A 17,417-nucleotide genomic window follows, 5' to 3' on the forward strand; every position below is an offset into this window, starting at 1 on the left:
TCCTTGTCTTGATGGTGATGCCACTATTTCAGCTCGGCCACAGGGCAACCCGATGGCAGAATCCGGCACGCTGACGATGAAAAATGATGAATTATGGCAATGGCTTCGACATCGCTTGTATGCCATGGTCAGCGTGATTTAATGGCACTGCGATTTCGTCAACAAGGCAGACTGAACCGACCATGAAGAAGCACATCGTCCTGATTGAGGATGAAGCCGGCATCCGCAACAACTATCGCGCGGCCTTCGAACGCCGGGGCTACCGGGTATCCACCTACGGCGACCGGCCGGCGGCCTGGCAGGTGCTGCGCCAGAGCCTGCCAGATCTGGCCATTATCGATGTCGGGCTGGGCGAGGAAGCCGAGGGGGGCTTTACCCTGTGCCAGGATCTGCGCAGCCTGTCTGCCACCTTGCCGATTATCTTCCTGACTGCACGCGACAGCGACATCGACTCCGTGCATGGCCTGAGGCTGGGCGCCGACGATTACGTCACCAAAGACATGAGCCTGGAGCACCTGCTGGCGCGCATCACCGCCCTGCTTCGGCGCGCGGAAGCCTGGGCCGAAGCACTGCAGAAACCCGATGACATCCTCACGCGGGGCAAGCTGACCCTGAATGTGGACCGGATGACGGTGGTCTGGCAGGGCCAGCCTGTGGACCTGACCGTAACTGAATTCTGGATGTTGCATGCCCTGGTTCAGCACCCGGGCCATGTACGCAGCCGCGAGCAGCTGATGGAAGCCGCCAGCACCGTGCTCGATGACAATACCGTGACGTCCCACATCAAGCGTATCCGCCGCAAGTTCAGCCAGCTCGATGACCAGTTCGACGGCATTCAGACCGCCTATGGCATGGGCTACCGCTGGAATGCCCGTGAGGTCTGAGTCTTGAGCCTGAAACGGCAGTTGCTGCTGGCCAGTTTGCTGATGCTGCTGGTTCCCTGGGCAGGGCTACGCTTTGTGCTGGAACTGGACAGTGCCCTGCGCCAACAGGCCCTGCAGCAGCTTCAGGCCCAGGGCGCCCGTCTGGCAGACGTGGCCGGCGACCGGCTGCTGGATACCCCGGTCGCCACCGACCAGGGCGCCATCTACGCGGGCAGCACCGACCAGACCATCACCATTGACGGCTATGGCCATGAGTGGCCCGGATTCGACGAGGGTGACCAGCCTGCCCCCTGGCAAACAGCCGGCACAACGTCCCCGTTACGCTGGCAGGCCAGTCACGATGACCAGTTCCTGTATTTGCTGATCCAGCGACTGGATCAGGGCCTGGCGCTCTATAATCCCGCCCGACCAGACCAGGCCCATGAACGCCTCGAATTATGGCTTCAAGCCCCGGCCCGGGAACTGGGCACCCACAACCAGGGGCAACGCTGGTTTATCCGTGCGGTGGCCCCTGGTGACGTACCGGTGTACCGGGCTGAGCCGGCACAAGCCAGAGATCACCGGCTACAGGCCAGTTGGCAGGACAAAGGCGCAAGCTGGGAACTTGAACTTAAACTCCCCTTGCCATCACCAGGCAGCCGGCTTGGCTTTCAGGCCACCAGGGAAGGTCAGCCAAACAACAACACGGGCACAACACTGGCGCCACCACCGCTGCTGGTGCAACAGGACAACCGTCTGGAGCACCTGCTGAAGAGTCAGATCAGTCCCGGACAGCAGGCCACAGTACTGGAACCGGGGTCCTGGATACTGGCCCACAGTCGGGTCGCTGCGCCAGCCCCAGCCTCAGTGTTTGATGACTTGTCCCCCGGGCAGATTCTGGAACAGATCAGCCTAAACGCACTGAGTGGGCTGATTCGCTTGTATCAGCCGGAACCGATGCACTTGCCGAAGGAAAACAATCGGCTTGAGATGACGCGGTTGCCCGACAACGGTCTGGTTCGACACGACGATGGCTCGGTCTGGCTGGCCACGCGGCATGAGTTGTTCGGCGGCCGAATCCTGTTACTGGAGCAGTCCTTGGATCAGTTACTGACCCTGTCCGGTTCAACCCTGGGGAGCGTTCTGGCCCGGAGCCTGTTGATCATTCTGGCATTGATGCTGGTGCTGCTGGGTTATGCCAGCTGGCTCTCCTGGCGCATTACGCGGCTGCAGGCACTGGTTGAGGCCAGTGTCGATGACGATGGTCGCATTCTGGCCGCCATTCCCTCACCCCGAAGCCGGGACGAACTCGGGCAACTGCAGCAGCACTTTTCCCAGATGGTAGCCCGCCTGCAAAACTACAATCAGTATCTGGAGAGCTTTTCCAGACGCCTCTCCCACGAGCTGAAAACCCCGGTCGCGGTGGTGCGTTCCTCCCTTGAGAACCTGGCCCAGGGAGTCGCCGAGAAAGATCGGGAACAATACCTTGAGCGCGCAGCCACCGCCACCGAGCGCCTGCGACGTATCCTGCACAGCATGAGCGAAGCCGCCCGGCTGGAGCAGAGCTTTGAGGACACCGAAAAAGAGCAGTTCGATCTGGTCCGGGTGCTGGCCGAAGCCACCTCCGCGTACCAGCAGCTGGATACCCGGCACCGTATCGTTTATTCGGGCCCGGCCTCTGATTGTGTGATGAACGGCTCACCGGAAATGCTGGTACAGATGCTCGACAAGCTGGTGGACAACGCCCGGGACTTCACGCCAGAAGGCGGCGGCATTGATGTTTGCCTGCACACTCGCGATGGCCATTACCTGATCGAGGTGTTTAACGAAGGCTCCCGACTGCCTGACCATGACGGCGTCGATATTTTCGGCGCGTTCGTCTCGCAACGCAGCGGTGCCCACGACGGGCATCTTGGCCAGGGCTTGCTGATCGTGCGACTGATTGCCGACTACCATGGTGGCCGGGTAGAGGCCAGAAACCAGCACCAGAGTGGCATTGACGGGGTCTGCTTCCGGGTTATCATCCCCGCTACCGAGGCCAAAGCAAGGACATTACCGTGAGTGCCGACACCAGCAGTCTGGATTTTCACCCGCTCCGGGCGGATCTGTACCAGGAACTGCATTCCCGACCGTTCCAGATTATTCCGCCCCATGCCCGGGTCACTCAGATTGCGGTGATCACCACACCGGAACAGCGAACCCGGCAGTTTGAACATCTCCAGAAACTGCACCGGCTGCTGGGTGAACCCTGGCCGGAACACGAGGTAAGCTGCTACGAACAGAGCTTCGGGAAGCTTCGGATCCGGCGTGAAGTGCATATGGAGTTTACCTCCTACACCTTCATCAATCTGGCCGATTCAGACGCGGATCCGTTTGCGGATACCGGCTTGAGCCTGTTGCCGGACGGCTGGCTGGCGCAGCTGGAGGGTACCGTGGTGGGGGCCTTTCACGTTGAGGTGCGCCCCTCCTCAGAGGACGCACGCAGCGAGCTGGCCTTTATGCGCAAACATTTTGAAGGTATGCGCCTGGTGGGTAGCAGCCCGCAGGAAGGGGCAGCCCGGGTTCTCGGCTCATTCCAGTTGCACAGCGACAATTTCGGGCGGTTCATGGTGCTGAACCACCATATGTCCAACAGCCAGCTTGGTCGTCTGGTTCAGCGTTTGATGGAAATCGAGACCTATCGACTGATGTCGTTGCTGGCCTTACCCGTGGCCCGGGAAATCACCCCTTCCCTGAACGACATGGACCAGCAGCTTGCCCGCATCACTCAGTCCCTGGCGGACAACGAGAGCCTGGATGAACAGCAGATTCTGGCCGAACTGACCAACATCGCAGCCCGAATCGAAGCCTACCGTGCCCATACCACCTTCCGGTTCTCGGCGACCCGGGCCTATCACCGGCTGGTGCTGACCCGGCTGGAGGAACTGCGGGAAGATGAAGTCTCCGGCCACCTGACCATCACTGAATTCATGACCCGGCGCCTGACCCCGGCGGTAAAAACCTGCGAAGCCGTCAACGAACGCCTGGAAGATCTGTCACGCCGGGTCGACCGGGCCTCTGAAATGATGCGCACCCGGGTTGAGCTGGCCATCCAGAGCCAGAACCAGCAACTGCTCAGTTCCATGGACCGCCGTTCCCACATCCAGCTGATGATGCAGCATACCGTGGAAGGCTTCTCTGTGGTGGCCATCTCCTATTACCTGATTGGCCTGTTGAAACTTGGGCTGGACGCCCTGAAGGGTACCGGGCTACCGATCAACGAATCACTGGTGACAGCCCTGGCCATACCGGTGGTGATGGTGCTGGTGTTCATCGGCATCCGCATCATCCACCATCGTTTCATCCGCATGGCACGCCGGCAGTAGCGGTTCAGCAGAAGCGCGGATCCCCGGCGAACTGGCGATAGAACTGCTGGGCAGTGCGGCCATTGCGCACGCCCTTGCCGGTGGCAAAGCGCACCGCCTCCAGGTGCAGAGCTTCACGGTCCTGTACCTGGGGAAACAGCAGATCCACCGCCTGCAGATAGACATCCTGCGAAAACGGGTAGAACGACAACTGAAGACCGAACCTGTCGGCCAGCGACACCTGCTCCTCAATAGCCTCGGCCGGATGCAGTTCGCCATCCCGGACTTCGCTTTTGAGGTTGTCGCTCATGAATTCCGGCATCAAGTGGCGCCGATTAGACGTGGCATACACCCGCACATTCTCCGGCGGCAGCTCCAGTGAGCCTTCCAGCACGCTTTTCAGTGCCTTGTACCCGGATTCCCCCACATCGAACGACAGGTCATCGCAATAGATCACAAACCGGAACGGCAGATCGCAGATGTCGTCGACAATTTCAGGCAGATTGACCAGGTCGTCCTTGTCCACCTCGATCATGCGCAAGCCCTGATCGCAATAGCGGTTCAGAAGGGCCTTGATCAGCGAAGATTTGCCCGTCCCCCGCGATCCCCAGAGCAGCGCATTATTGGAGGGCTCACCCGCCAGAAAACGTTCGGTGTTCCTTGCCAACGCCTGCTTCTGGTAGTCGATGCCGGTCAGCGCCGGCCACTGCACCGGGTCCAGCCGGCGAATGGCCCGCAAGCCTGAACGATGCCTCCGCCAGACGGCGGCTGGTGTGTGTTGCCAATCAAACGCCTGTTCTGCCATGGGCTGCGGTTCCTCGTTGAAGATTTCACAAAGTCTGTATGAATTCTGGCCAGTTATGACTGTCAGAGGTTACGATTTGCAACTACACTGTAGCGGTAAGCAACATAGAAGGTTCATTTTGACATTCCCCACGTTTTCAACGCTACAGCGCCCGATCTTAGTCGTCTCCCGGCTATCTTTCATGGCTCTGCTATTGTTGTTGGTTGTTGCCGGGCTCGCCCGGGCAGAGTCCCCTGTGGACAGGCCTCCGGTGATTACCATCGGCGTAGTCGCCGATAACGAACCATACAGTTTTTTCGAGGGACGCACCCCAACGGGATTTTCCATTGACGTCCTGCGAGAAGTCGCTCGTAACGCCAACCTGACCTTCGATTTCCGGGCCGGCAGCTGGCCAGACATTTACGCGGCATTCCTGCGGGGCGATCTGGACGCCATTGATGGTATTTCCTGGCGCCCGGAGCGGGCTGAAAAGATCCTGTTTACCGAACCCTACCATTTTCGCGAAGTCTACCTGATGCGCGACAGCGCTCGTTACCTGCCACCAATCCAGAATCTGAAGGACCTGGCAAGCCTGGAGATCGGGGTGGTGGAGAACATATACTACCTGGATCGGCTGCAGGAAGAAGACCTCACCATACAGACCTACGACACCCTGCCCAGCCTGGTGCGCGCCCTGGCTTTTGGCTGGGTGGATGTGGCCGTTGGCCCACGACTGACTATGGAGTACCTGGCTAACCGGGCCGGCTTCCGATTTCTGGAAATGGTCGGCCCTGCACCCTTGAACCAGTTATCACGGGAGGACTTTCGAATTGGCGTCAGAGTTGGCGATCAGGCTCTGCTCGACCGATTGCAGGCAGGGCTAAGTGCCATTCCGGCAAGCTACCTGAGCAACCTGCGTGAGCGCTGGCAGGAATTCGGTGGCGTTTCCACAGAACGGTCCGCCAAGCTACCGTTAAGTTCGGAACAACTGCAGTTCCTGGCCACCCTCGGACCGGTTCGAGTCGGTTTCATGGATGATTATGCCCCCTTCAGCTTTACTGACGGTGGCCGAACCCTGGGCCTGAGCGTGGACGTTATGAACCGTCTGGCCGATCTCACCGGCCTGCAGATTATTCCGGTACGCGGCCAGTGGGACGAGCTGATTCCAATGCTGCAGAACGGCGATATCGATATCATGGCAAACATGTCCTATCGCCCGGAACGGGAAGCCTTTGCCCGTTTCACCGAGCCCTATCACACTATCCCCAATGTCATATTTACCCGCAGTGACAGCCTGAACTACACCCGGCTGGAAGACCTGAGAAACTACCGCCTGGCCATCGGTGCCGGCATCTATTACGAAGAAGCCGTCAAAGAGATTCTGGGCACAAAAAATCTGCTCACCTTCAGCACCCAGGAGCCTATGTTCCACGCGTTGGCCAAGGGCGACGTGGATGTGGTGATCAATGCTCTGCATTCGGGCAATTACTGGATACATGAACTTGGCATCAGCGGCGTACGTATTGCCGGCGAACTGGTACTTCCCGGTTTCACCGGAGAGGACCTGCGCTTCGGCATCCGGCCGACCCTGTCGCCCCTTGCAGATATCCTGAACCAGGCTCTGGCGTCGATCTCGCCCACCGAACAGAGAACCATCGAAACCCGCTGGCTCGGCGCCACGGCCCGCCGGGCTGACCAGTCAGGTGGCCGAATTGAGTGGAACGAAACGGAAGCCGACTGGCTGCAACAGCACAATCGCAAAGTCCGCATTTGTGTCGATCCGGACTGGAGCCCACTGGAAGCCGTCGAGAATGGCCAGCATGTTGGACTCTCAGCTCAGGTACTGGAGCTGTTCCGGGATCGGGGCGACCTCAATTTCGAGCTGGTGCCAACCGACAGCTGGCGGGAATCTATTGACGCCGCCCGTGACCGCCGCTGTGACATGTTTCCTCTGGCCATGGAAACTCTGGAACGCACCAGCTACATGAACTTCACCACACCCTACCTTGAAGTGCCTAACGTGATCATGGGGCGTATTGAGGCACCGTTTATCGAACGGCTGAGTGACATGGGCGACAGGCCCGTTGGCGTGGTCGACGGCTACGCGTTTGCCGAACTGCTCAAGCAACGCTACCCCACGCTGCAGCTGGTTCCGGTTGGCTCGGAGGAAGATGGGTTGCGGCAATTACAGAATGGCACGCTGGCCGGCTACATCACCACCCTGGCCACCGCCAGCTATTACATGCAATCCCTCGGCCTGGCCGACCTGAAAGTGATCGGCCGGGTCCCTGCAGACTGGTCCCTGGCCATTGCCACCCGAAATGACGAACCCATATTGCACAACATCATGCAGCGGCTGGTTTCCAGCCTCACTCCGGAGGAAAGAGAGAATCTGGAGAGCACCTGGCGCAATCTCCGGATTGAGGAACGGGTTGATTACACCCGGTTCTGGCAGATTCTGATCGCCGGCCTCTTGATTACCGCTTTGCTGGTGTACTGGAATCGCAAGCTCGGCCGGCTGAACCGGGAGCTGGCCGACGCCAACGAGGCATTGTCGCGCCTGAGCGTGACAGATAATCTCACCCAACTGGGCAATCGCAGCTATTTCGACCGCGAGTTTCCCCACAGCTTCCAATGGTGCCAGCGCCACAAAACCGGATTCGCCGTGGCCATGGTGGATGCCGACCACTTCAAGAGAATCAACGACACCTGGGGCCATGAAGCCGGAGACCAGTGCCTTCAGGCACTGGCTGATGTGATGCGGGAGCACTTCCGCCGGGAAACCGACCGGTTGTCGCGTTTTGGTGGTGAAGAATTCATAATTTTCACCAGTTACGAAGACGCATCCGATATCATGGACCGACTGGAACGTTTCCGGACAGCGGTTGCCAACCGGCAGTGCGATACCTGCCAGGGTAGCCCGATCGAGCTGACGGTCAGTATTGGCCTCGCCTATGGCGTGCCCGAGCCGACCGGCTCACCGGCAGAGTATCTGAGGCAGGCCGATCAGGCGCTCTACGCCGCCAAGGGCAATGGTCGAAACCGCCTGGAAGCAAGACAGACCGGACGCAAGACATAAGGAACAGGAGCAGAACATGGCACGTATCTATAACGACAATTCCCTTTCCATCGGCAACACACCGCTGGTGAAGCTGAACCGGGTAAACGATGGCGCAACGATCTGGGCCAAGATCGAAGGCCGGAACCCGGCCTACTCGGTCAAATGCCGGATTGGTTCCGCCATGATCTGGGATGCCGAAAAACGCGGTACCCTGAAACCCGGCATGACTATTGTCGAGCCCACCAGTGGTAACACTGGCATTGCCCTGGCCTATGTTGCCGCTGCCCGCGGTTACAAGCTGATTCTTACCATGCCGGCCTCCATGAGCCTGGAGCGGCGTAAGGTTCTCAAGGCCCTGGGAGCCGAACTGGTACTCACCGAACCCGCCAAGGGTATGCCGGGCGCCATCGCCAAGGCCGAGGAGATTTTTGCCTCCGACCCGGACAACCACTTCCTGCCGCAGCAATTCCAGAATCCCGCTAACCCGAAGATTCACGAGGACACCACCGGCCCGGAAATCTGGGACGATACCGACGGTGAAGTGGATATCTTTGTTGCCGGCGTTGGTACCGGCGGCACGCTGACCGGCGTATCCCGATACATCAAGCAAACCCGGGGCAAAGCGATTACCACCGTGGCGGTGGAGCCGGCGGATTCACCGGTCATTGCCCAGACACTGCGGGGCGACGAGATTAAACCCTCCCCCCACAAGATTCAGGGTCTCGGGGCCGGCTTTGTACCCAAGAACCTCGACCTTGACCTGGTCGATCAGGTAGAGGCCGTGTCCAACGAGGACGCCATGGCCATGGCCCATCGCCTGATGCGGGAAGAAGGCATTCTGTGCGGCATTTCCTGCGGCGCTGCGGTGGTGGCCGCGATTCGGGTCAGCAAACAGCCGGAACACCAGGGCAAAAACATTGTGGTGGTATTGCCGGATTCGGCCGAGCGTTACCTCTCGTCGGCCCTGTTTGCCGATACCTTTGGCGAGCTTGAGAACCAGCAGTAATTCTCACCGTGCCTGAAAACAAAAAAGCGCAGCCTCTAAGGGCTGCGCTTTTTTTAACGACTGACGTCAGTGTCAGAACTGGAATTTCAGACCAACCCGACCGGTATCGAAATCCGGACCGTCGTTGGTTACCTGGCCGTTGAAGTCGTCTTCATCGATGTCCACATTGTAGCGGTTGTACTCAGCAAACGCCGTCAGCTGTTCGGTTACCCGGAAGTCGACACCGGCACCGACAAAAGGATTCACCTCATCGTAGGTTTCGTCCTCATCGAAGGCTTCAACATCAAACGCGGAAGCAAACGCACCGGCCTTGGCATAAACGCCAAAGCTGTCGGTCAGTGGCAGGCGACCGATGGCACTCAGGCCCGCGCCTTTAAGCTTACCTTCCACGTCATCATCGCCGAAATTGCCAAAATCGATGTATTCGGCTTCAAGGGCAAAGAATTCGTTGAACTGATAGCCCAGAGCCGCGCCAAGCAGATCGTTCTCGTCCTCGAATTCGCCACCGTGGGCCTTGTATCCCCCGTAACTACCACTGATGTACGGTCCTGACTTGTCGCGGCTGACATTATCCTGAGCCCAGACAGCAGGGGCAGTGAAGACGGCAGCAGTCAGAACAGTTGCACACGCAAATCCAGCTTTGTAGCTCATAACGCGTTTTCCTCTGTGGTTGGGTTTTCCATTCGTCGAAACGATCAACCGGAATCCTTGTTTCCCGATTGCGTAATGACACCCTACCGAGGATTGGCCAGCTTTAGGGTTAAAACCGGACTAAGAATTATTCACCTTTCTGTCATGTCGTTCCCGCAATTGGCGGCTTGTGAGCGTGGTGACCAGCTGCCCCGCCATCGCCACACTGCCGTAACTCAGCCGGGAAATGCTGTGGTGCCATACCCGAACCACTCGCGCTCCGGGCCGGGTAACCGGCACAGATTCCAGTATCCGAAAGCTTTCTTCGGCCACCGAAAAATGAACCCGCTGCAGGTTCACGGCGCCGTGTTGCACTCCGTGAGAGAGAAGATCTACCAGGGCCGCCAGCTCCTGGCCGTTGCGATAGATCGGCCTGCCAGTGCTGAAACGCAGTTTCAGGGCGCTGACATCGCCAAGCTGTTCCGCAAGGTAGCTGCCATAGTGGTAACCCGGTCGCGAGGGAAAATCCCATACCGACTCCAGTTCCATGAGGCCGTGGATCGACAGGCACAAGGTACGGCCGGGCGCCTCGGGTTCCGGTTTCTCCACCCGCAGCTCTTTATCTCCGGCAAATACGGACATAGGGACGGCAAGACCATTGCCACGATGTTCCAGCCAGTCGCCGAGAAAGCCACTGGCGATGGCCGATAACTGTTGCTGGATTCGCCCCGCCGAGATCTGAGATGCCATCATCATTCTCCTGTTGATAGCCCCAGTGTACGCCTATCAGGCGCAATGGCTATGGCGATAATTGGGTCAGAGTGCGGCGTGCAGGCGAATGCGGATCAACCCTTCGGCTCAAATAAGTTTAATCTGCCGGCAAGGGCGACAGAGCGGGAATCCTGATACGCTTTCGAACCGTATTTGTCGTTTAACCGGGAAAATACAAGGAAGCATCCAATGCGATCTGCTGTTCTCTTACTCACCCTGACAAGCCTGATTTTTTCCGCGCTTCCGGCATCGGCCGAAAGCACAGAAGAGGCCACACCGGAACCCGAGGTTATGGGGTTTGTGGAATGGGTGGTAATGGGCGAAACCGGCATACGCCTGAAAGCCCGTCTCGACACCGGTGCCAAGACCTCCTCACTGCATGCGGTCAATGTTGAACCGTTCGAGAAGGACAATGAAGAGTGGGTCCGGTTCCAACTTCCACTGGGCGACCACAAAGACCAGCCCAGTGAAGGGGATATTGATCACGAAGAAGTGATTCTCGAATTCGAACGGCCGGTATACCGGACCGTACTGATCAAGCGCAAGGGCGCGCCGTCACAACGCCGATACGTGATAAAAATGGACTTCTGTATTGGCGGTAAAACCCATGAAACCCAGTTTTCATTGACGGACCGGGGCAAGTTCTCTTATCCGGTGCTGCTGGGCCGTCGTTTCATGCGCGATGACAATATCCTGATCGACTCCGGCCGCAGCTTTATCGTTGAAAACGAATGCGAATACAGCACGCTAGAGGAACTCGCCAAAAGCGAGAAAGCACTGGCAGGCTGAACTACTCGACTCTCTCCGGTTCGTCATTTCGAATTCTCAGAAAACTGGCGAACCGGGGTAAACCTGTTGCCGTGTAGCCGCGATAGCGGAATGTGACCCGGGCACCAATAGCCGGAGGATTACGCCGCTCCTCATCGGTGAACCCGGTACCAAGCCGGAACCGGCGGCCACTCTCCAGCTCCACCTCCAGTGCCCCCAATAATCCCTCATACTTGCCCTGACCGGGAAGATGAGCAACCACCCTGGCTTCCGCATCCTGATGGCTTTTCACCTTGAGCAGGTCATCTGAACGGCCCGCCTGATACAGACTTTTCCGGCGTTTCAGCATCAGCCCCTCACCACCGGCCGCGACCGTTTGTTCAAGCCGGGCCATCAGCTCATCGTGGCTGGCAACTACCCGCTGCTCCACCAGCACCAGATAACGGGAATCCGCCGCTGCCAAGAGTTTCTGCAACCGTCTATAGCGCTGCTCGAAAGGCACATCCGCCTCGGGCAAGTCAAAGACATGGAAGCGCACCTGACGCCATTCCTGATCTACTGGCTGAACTTTGCGGACTACGCCAGACAGTTCCGCAAAACGGCCACGACCGCTCCAGAGTTCACCATCCAGGGGTTGAGCGGGAAACTGACGGGTAAACCAGGCCGGTGCGCTATACCTGTACCCGCCCCGAGACCAGAGCGTCTCGCCATCCCAGAATGCCCGGACACCGTCCAGCTTTTCACTGACCCAGTAGTCTTCCAGGTTGACCCCGGGATGGTAGACATTGGCGAGCGGAAGAGCCGGCGGCCGGGCACTGGCATGCCCAAACGCTGAAAGGAAGATTGATACAACAATAAAACTGAATGCCAGAGGCATCGCCCTGACACGGGTGGTATTGCAGAGTGGCATAGTCCTTTGCCCTGTTACGTCCCTGTTTACAGAATTCCGATATTGCGGCCCTTAAGCCGTTACATACTTCAGCAGCTCTACCACCTGTTCCGGCGTTTGAGCCCATGCCATGGCGGCGGCGTCCACTTCCTTGAGCGGATGCACAATGTCTTCGTCATGCAGGGTAATGTATGGCGTACCCATCGCCGCACAATAACCGGCGTCGAAGGCCGCGTTCCACTGCTTGTACTTGTCACCAAAGCGGATCACCGCCAGATCACACTGCTCAAGCAGGGTTTTGGTGCGGATGGCGTTTACCTTGGACGACTGGTGGTCACGCCAGAAATTGTTTTCCGGCTTGCCCAGGAAGTCACCTGCGGCATCACTGGATTCGTGATCGGTATTGGCAAACGTGAACTCTACCGGCAGGCCGGCCGCCTCGGCACCCGCAGCAATCTGCTCGCGCCAGTCGGTGTGGATTTCGCCAGAAAGGTATACGGTCCAGATCATGTTGGGCTCCTTACGCCAGTTTAAAGCCGGCCAGTCTAACCTACAGGCCGGCTTTAATGTAGGCATCAGACAGGTGTTACAGCTCCCGCTAACGGCGCCCGTTCGGGTTCATCATGCAGTTGGCGTAATAGGTGGTCGTGGCCGGCCAGTCCGAGAATACACCAATGACGCCCACCTCCCGAGCCAGCACATCAATCACATTCATGACATCGCCGTCGTTATTGATGGCATCCGAAACTGTCTGGTAATACCAGCCACCGCCATTTGCCAGGGGACCACTACGCTCCACGGTCCAGGCGATCAGATCAAGACCAGCCATGCGGGCATTGCGGGCATACTCAGACGGTTCAATCTCGCCATAACTATCCAGCGCCAGCATTTTCCAGAGCGCTGGCGCCAGAATGTTCACGCCCCGGGACTTCAGGCTTTCCATGTGCGCCAGAGACTCTGTCTCCGGCGTGATCGGCGACTGATCCAGAAACACTGCCTGTTCACCAAAGCGCGGCATTTCATTCACCCAGAAGAGTACGTCGTCCAGATTAAACGATTGTGGCCACACATCTTTCGGGTTAATGCCAGCGTCGATGTAATCCTGAATCATCTGACGGGCGTAGTCCCGCTGGCTGTACTCGCCCTCAAACGGCATATCGACCACTGGCGTTTTAAGCTCCGGTGTGAACTTGGCGCCCAGTGACTTGAACAGCTCTATACTCTCGCGGTGGGTCATCAACGTGCCCCGGCTGGCATACAGATCGGTACGCCAGTCAGCAGTGCCGCCGACATACTCTTCCGGTGTGGTCGCCATCGGATCGTAGGCGTCCATCTTACCCTCGAGGGTCTTGAACTCCGCCAGGGTGATGTCACTGGTCCGGCATTCAGCCTTGGCCGGAGTGCCGGATGCCGGATCAGCAGGGACGAACGGCTGGGTACACTTCGCGTTCAATTCCGGAATGGTGACAATGTTGGTGGTGGTGTGCAGATCATTCTGGGCGTGGCGACACACCAGCTCGCGATCCTTGGTGAAAGCAACATCACACTCCAGAATGCCAGCGCCCATCCTGGCGGCGGCGATGTAGGACTCCCGGGTATGTTCCGGGAACTGCAAGGGCGCTCCCCGGTGGCCAATCGAGAAGTCCGTAGCCTGGAAGTTGCGCACGTCACAGCTCTTGAGACGTTCCTTGAGCGGGCCGTCATCCATATCCTCAACCAACCAGTACGGCCTCGCGCCCACCTGAACCGATGGCTTGCCCTGATACTTGTGCCAACCTTTATGCCCCCGGTGATCGTGCCATGCCGTTTCCAGCCCAGGCGGCATCCACTGACGTTCATGATGCCAGCCCGGTGTGGCACTGGCGGCTCCGGCCATCAGAGTACTCAACACCACACTTGTGATAACGCGTAACTTCATAACCTGCTCCTTGTGAAATGAATGATACTGCAGCGCCAGTGTTCACAAGAGCCATGACCACCGCATGACGTTTTTTTGACCAGCCCATCAACTTCGTCTCACATGCAGACTTTTCCTACAAAAATCTGACTGATCTTCCTACACACTATTTACGACATTCCGGTACATTCGGCCGCCCCAAGAACCCATCTGGAGTATCGAATGGACGCCCCGGTAACCTCACGGACAGAGAAAATGCTCTCTGCTGTTCTGAATAATCTGAAAAAATATCTGTTGGCCATCGCAAGCTCGCTGTTCGCGGTCTTCCTGGCCATGTCATCCTTTTTTACCACGGAGCTGGGCTACACCTATGTGGTTCAGGACACCCTGTTTGGCACCATCCGCGTGTTCACCGAGCCCGGCCTGCACTTCAAAGTGCCGTTCTTCTCAAACGTTTATACCTACAATCAGGCCATGACCCTGAGTTTCGGTAACCAGGAGAGCGGTGAAAAGATCAAATCCACCCGCCAGCTGGGCGAAGTGGAAGTGCAATTCGCTGACACCTACACCGCCCGGATTCCGGCCACTTTCCGGTTCCGACTGTCAGCAGATCCGGAAAAGATTGTGGCTATGCATCGTGAGTTCCGCAGCTACGACAACCTGATCGATTCCCTGCTGATCAAGAACGCCAAGAACGTGACCGTAGTGACCGCCACCCAGTACACCGGCGAAGAGTTCTTCCAGGGTGGTCTGAACAAGTTCAAGGTTCAACTGGAAGACCAGTTGCAGAATGGCCTTTACGAAACCGAGCGACAGCAGGTGGAAGTGGAACAGACCGACCTGGCTGCCGTATCTTCAACCAACGACGACGGCGACCGGCTGGAGCGGAAAGTGCAGCTGGTCTGGAAAAACATCATCCTCCAGGACAGCGCCGGCCAAGCCAAGCGCATTGCCAACCCGCTGGATGCTTATGGCATTCAGGTACGCCAGGTGACCATTGGCCGTCCGCTGCCCGAGAAGCGACTGGATGAGCTGCTGGTGAAAAAGAAGGACCTGGTCGCCAAGCGGATTACCGCGATCCAGGCCCAGGAAACCGCCCGCGCCGAAGCCAAAACCGCGCAGCTGGAAAAAGAGATCGAGAAGGCCCGGGCCATCCAGGACGCCCAGCGCAGCAAAGAACTGGCCATTATTTCCAAGCAGAAAGAAGTGGAAATGGAGCGTCAGCAGGCAGAACTGGAAACCGTCCGCAAAGAGAAAGAAAAGGCCGTAGCCGTGCTGGAGAAACAGAAGCAGCTGGAAATCTCGGTTGCTGAGAGAGACATCCAGAAAGCCAATGCCGAAGCCGCCACCTACGCTGCAAAAGCCATTCGTGAGCAAGGCCTGGCGGAAGCCGAAGTCGCCAAGGCACACCTGCTGGCCAAACAGGCCGCCCGGGATATCTACATGGCCGAAATCCAGCGCGATATCGCCCAGGTAATGTACCCGGCCCTGAAGGACGTAACCATCGATATGCCGGACTACTATGTCGGGGCCGACGCAGGCACCAGCCCGGTCAGTAGCCTGGAAGTATTTACCAGTCTTGGTGCTATGGAGCAGTTGCGGAGGGCGAACACTACGACAGCGCCATAAACACTCTACGACGTGGGGTGTGACCTCTTCTGGTCACACCCTGCGAACGCTCTTGTCAAAAAACCAAGGACAAAACCATTTCCTGTTATTCAACGAATGACCTGCACTTAAGGCGCTGTTATGACAAGCCATCCATTGCCACGCCGCGTATCTCAGCCCAGCACAAGAACGAGCACCAACAGGAAAGCCATAATCCCAAGACAGATGCCAATCACCGCACCGGGATCATCCGGATCTTTTTCAGGTGCAGGCACAACCCTGGACTGGTCCCACAGAAACGCCTTCAAATCGGAAATGAGTTGCGTGTTAGAGGTTCGAATACCTGTGTACCACTCGTCAGGGAACTCGATGGCCGTCTGCGGCACCACAATGGGCCCGCACATCGAGCCAAAATGAACGACTCCATTCAACAGCAGACTGTCTCGGCGCAGTGTTCCCCTGGGCAGCTCTGCCGCTGACACTTGCAGGTCTTCCAGTGCTTCAACCACATAACCTTCGGGTAGCTCACCATGCACCAGCACAGGCAACGGTTGTTCGCCGCAAGGCATAGAAGCCAGTGCCGGGAACCGGGTATCGTCCAGGGGAGGATGAAAGATCCGGTCCAGATTATCCGGGCGAAAAGGCCTTAGCCCCGCAAACTGCCCGGGAATCAGCGACACTCGCGAACCAGGCTCTCGCCCCTTCCAGAATAACGTCCAGGCGATGGCCCGAACTATTTTCAAACGCAGAGATTCCGGAACTTCATGACGTCCGGGCGATTCTGGCAACCAGACCTCGTCCGAATAGTCCGTCACTGCCAAGCCATCGCCGCCCAGCCACAGGCACCACTCTGGGTGATCATCAAAAACAATGCAGAATTTACGGCCCTCGACTCTATCCAGCTCGTCATCTCCGGGCTCTTCCAGTTCGGCGAAAACCTGACCTTTGCTAACGTCCAGATGAAGCCGGCGTGCATCGGGCATGATCTCATTGTTTATAGCCCGCTCAAGTTCACGAAATGAGTCCAGTAACGCCTCATCCAGCAATGATGGGTGAGGAACATAGGTGTCCTCAACAAGGTGATCCGCTTCCCTAACTGCATCCTTGGTTACAGCCTCAAAGTTATAGACAGGCGACGCCCAGGTGCCAAAGAGCATCGCCTCCTTGGCCCTTAACTGGCTGAGCTTGCATGAAGAAAGGATTGAGCCTTCGTTTTCTGCGAACGCAAAAGATTTGCTGTCATCATAAACAAAGAACTCACGGGTCCGCTGAAGGCCGGCCCCACCCTCAATATCACTGACTTTCCAGATCTGGGCGCTTACGTTAGCCGAGGTGCCGCTCTTATTCACTGCAGGGGAGGCATAAACCTTCGCTTGATAAAGTCTCTCTTGCCCATCATCCAGCGTCACCAAGGCTTTCATCCCCAACAGTTCCATGAGTGAACTGTCCATGATGATCTTGGCATCAAACCAGTTCAGCCAGGCTCCCAGCATGTGGGCGTTTCTGGCCAACTCCCGTAACGGTACGGCCCTGACGAAAACATCGGCGTCTTCCGCCAAGACAAGGCGCTCCAGGAGGGCTTCTTGCACTTCATTTGCATCCGGGCTTGCCAAAAAACTGTGGTGATCATCAACACTGTACAGCATTGGTAATTCGAGCCCCGGGTGTTCTCTAATGAACACGGTGTGAAACAGGACGTCACCCCATTCCCGAATGAGCTTCAGGTGGTTACCACTATTGAGTGCTTCCATAAACTCAGTGGCGGCCGGCACAGGCACATCTTCCTTGATCATAAT

14 protein-coding genes are annotated in these 17,417 nt (G+C 57.7%); 7 read left to right on the forward strand and 7 right to left on the reverse strand.

Annotated elements, in window-relative coordinates:
- Positions 1-182: 182 nt before the first annotated feature.
- Genes pdsR through ACF8YQ_RS17085 form a run of 3 tightly spaced genes read left to right on the forward strand, consistent with a single transcriptional unit; the run spans position 183 to position 4,228 of the window.
- Positions 183-884, forward strand: coding sequence for a proteobacterial dedicated sortase system response regulator (pdsR, locus tag ACF8YQ_RS17075; RefSeq protein WP_396622102.1), 702 nt, complete (start codon positions 183-185; stop codon positions 882-884).
- Between the two features lie 3 nt (positions 885-887).
- Entirely contained in the window at positions 888-2,924 is a 2,037-nt protein-coding gene (pdsS, locus tag ACF8YQ_RS17080; protein WP_396622103.1) for a proteobacterial dedicated sortase system histidine kinase, read from the forward strand.
- The gene (locus tag ACF8YQ_RS17085; protein WP_396622104.1) at positions 2,921-4,228 is read left to right on the forward strand and encodes a DUF3422 family protein; all 1,308 of its coding nucleotides are present in this window, start codon (positions 2,921-2,923) and stop codon (positions 4,226-4,228) included. Before pdsS ends, ACF8YQ_RS17085 begins: the two co-directional genes overlap by 4 nt.
- 4 nt (positions 4,229-4,232) lie before the next feature.
- Here ACF8YQ_RS17085 and ACF8YQ_RS17090 read toward each other — a convergent pair whose 3' ends face one another.
- The gene (locus ACF8YQ_RS17090; protein WP_370230197.1) at positions 4,233-5,012 is read right to left on the reverse strand and encodes an ATP-binding protein; all 780 of its coding nucleotides are present in this window, start codon (positions 5,010-5,012) and stop codon (positions 4,233-4,235) included.
- A gap of 181 nt (positions 5,013-5,193) precedes the next feature.
- Between ACF8YQ_RS17090 and ACF8YQ_RS17095 the strand changes: the two genes are divergently transcribed.
- Positions 5,194-8,070, forward strand: coding sequence for a transporter substrate-binding domain-containing protein (locus ACF8YQ_RS17095; protein ID WP_396622105.1), 2,877 nt, complete (start codon positions 5,194-5,196; stop codon positions 8,068-8,070).
- A gap of 16 nt (positions 8,071-8,086) precedes the next feature.
- Complete coding sequence (gene cysK / locus ACF8YQ_RS17100) at positions 8,087-9,058, forward strand: cysteine synthase A (protein ID WP_022993261.1); 972 nt, start codon at positions 8,087-8,089, stop codon at positions 9,056-9,058.
- Positions 9,059-9,130: 72 nt separating this feature from the next.
- Here cysK and ACF8YQ_RS17105 read toward each other — a convergent pair whose 3' ends face one another.
- Positions 9,131-9,709 carry an outer membrane beta-barrel protein gene (locus tag ACF8YQ_RS17105; RefSeq protein ID WP_011787098.1) on the reverse strand — a complete coding sequence of 193 codons (579 nt, stop codon included), beginning with the start codon at positions 9,707-9,709 and terminating at the stop codon, positions 9,131-9,133.
- Between the two features lie 120 nt (positions 9,710-9,829).
- The gene (locus ACF8YQ_RS17110) at positions 9,830-10,438 is read right to left on the reverse strand and encodes a hypothetical protein (protein ID WP_226596102.1); all 609 of its coding nucleotides are present in this window, start codon (positions 10,436-10,438) and stop codon (positions 9,830-9,832) included.
- A gap of 210 nt (positions 10,439-10,648) precedes the next feature.
- On the opposite strand from ACF8YQ_RS17110, the gene ACF8YQ_RS17115 reads away from it, so the two are divergent.
- Entirely contained in the window at positions 10,649-11,248 is a 600-nt protein-coding gene (locus ACF8YQ_RS17115) for an ATP-dependent zinc protease (protein ID WP_226596103.1), read from the forward strand.
- 1 nt (position 11,249) lies between these two features.
- Here ACF8YQ_RS17115 and ACF8YQ_RS17120 read toward each other — a convergent pair whose 3' ends face one another.
- The 3 genes from ACF8YQ_RS17120 to ACF8YQ_RS17130 all read right to left on the reverse strand — a co-directional run bounded on the left by ACF8YQ_RS17120 (position 11,250) and on the right by ACF8YQ_RS17130 (position 14,034).
- On the reverse strand, positions 11,250-12,137 hold the full coding sequence (locus ACF8YQ_RS17120) for a DNA ligase (RefSeq protein ID WP_224850413.1): 888 nt from the start codon (positions 12,135-12,137) through the stop codon (positions 11,250-11,252).
- Between the two features lie 51 nt (positions 12,138-12,188).
- Positions 12,189-12,626: a YtoQ family protein gene (locus tag ACF8YQ_RS17125; protein WP_199452808.1), complete on the reverse strand. Its 438-nt coding sequence runs from the start codon at positions 12,624-12,626 to the stop codon at positions 12,189-12,191.
- A gap of 88 nt (positions 12,627-12,714) precedes the next feature.
- Complete coding sequence (locus ACF8YQ_RS17130) at positions 12,715-14,034, reverse strand: glycerophosphodiester phosphodiesterase family protein (RefSeq protein WP_396622106.1); 1,320 nt, start codon at positions 14,032-14,034, stop codon at positions 12,715-12,717.
- A gap of 201 nt (positions 14,035-14,235) precedes the next feature.
- Here ACF8YQ_RS17130 and ACF8YQ_RS17135 point away from each other — a divergent pair, with 201 nt between their 5' ends.
- On the forward strand, positions 14,236-15,642 hold the full coding sequence (locus ACF8YQ_RS17135) for an SPFH domain-containing protein (protein WP_224850411.1): 1,407 nt from the start codon (positions 14,236-14,238) through the stop codon (positions 15,640-15,642).
- Positions 15,643-15,794: 152 nt separating this feature from the next.
- Here ACF8YQ_RS17135 and ACF8YQ_RS17140 read toward each other — a convergent pair whose 3' ends face one another.
- Positions 15,795-17,414 (reverse strand): hypothetical protein, encoded by a 1,620-nt coding sequence (locus ACF8YQ_RS17140; RefSeq protein WP_396622107.1) that lies wholly within the window; start codon positions 17,412-17,414, stop codon positions 15,795-15,797.
- Positions 17,415-17,417 lie beyond the last annotated feature (3 nt).

It is taken from the genome of Marinobacter sp. W-8 (assembly GCF_044342215.1).
GTDB lineage: Bacteria > Pseudomonadota > Gammaproteobacteria > Pseudomonadales > Oleiphilaceae > Marinobacter > Marinobacter nauticus.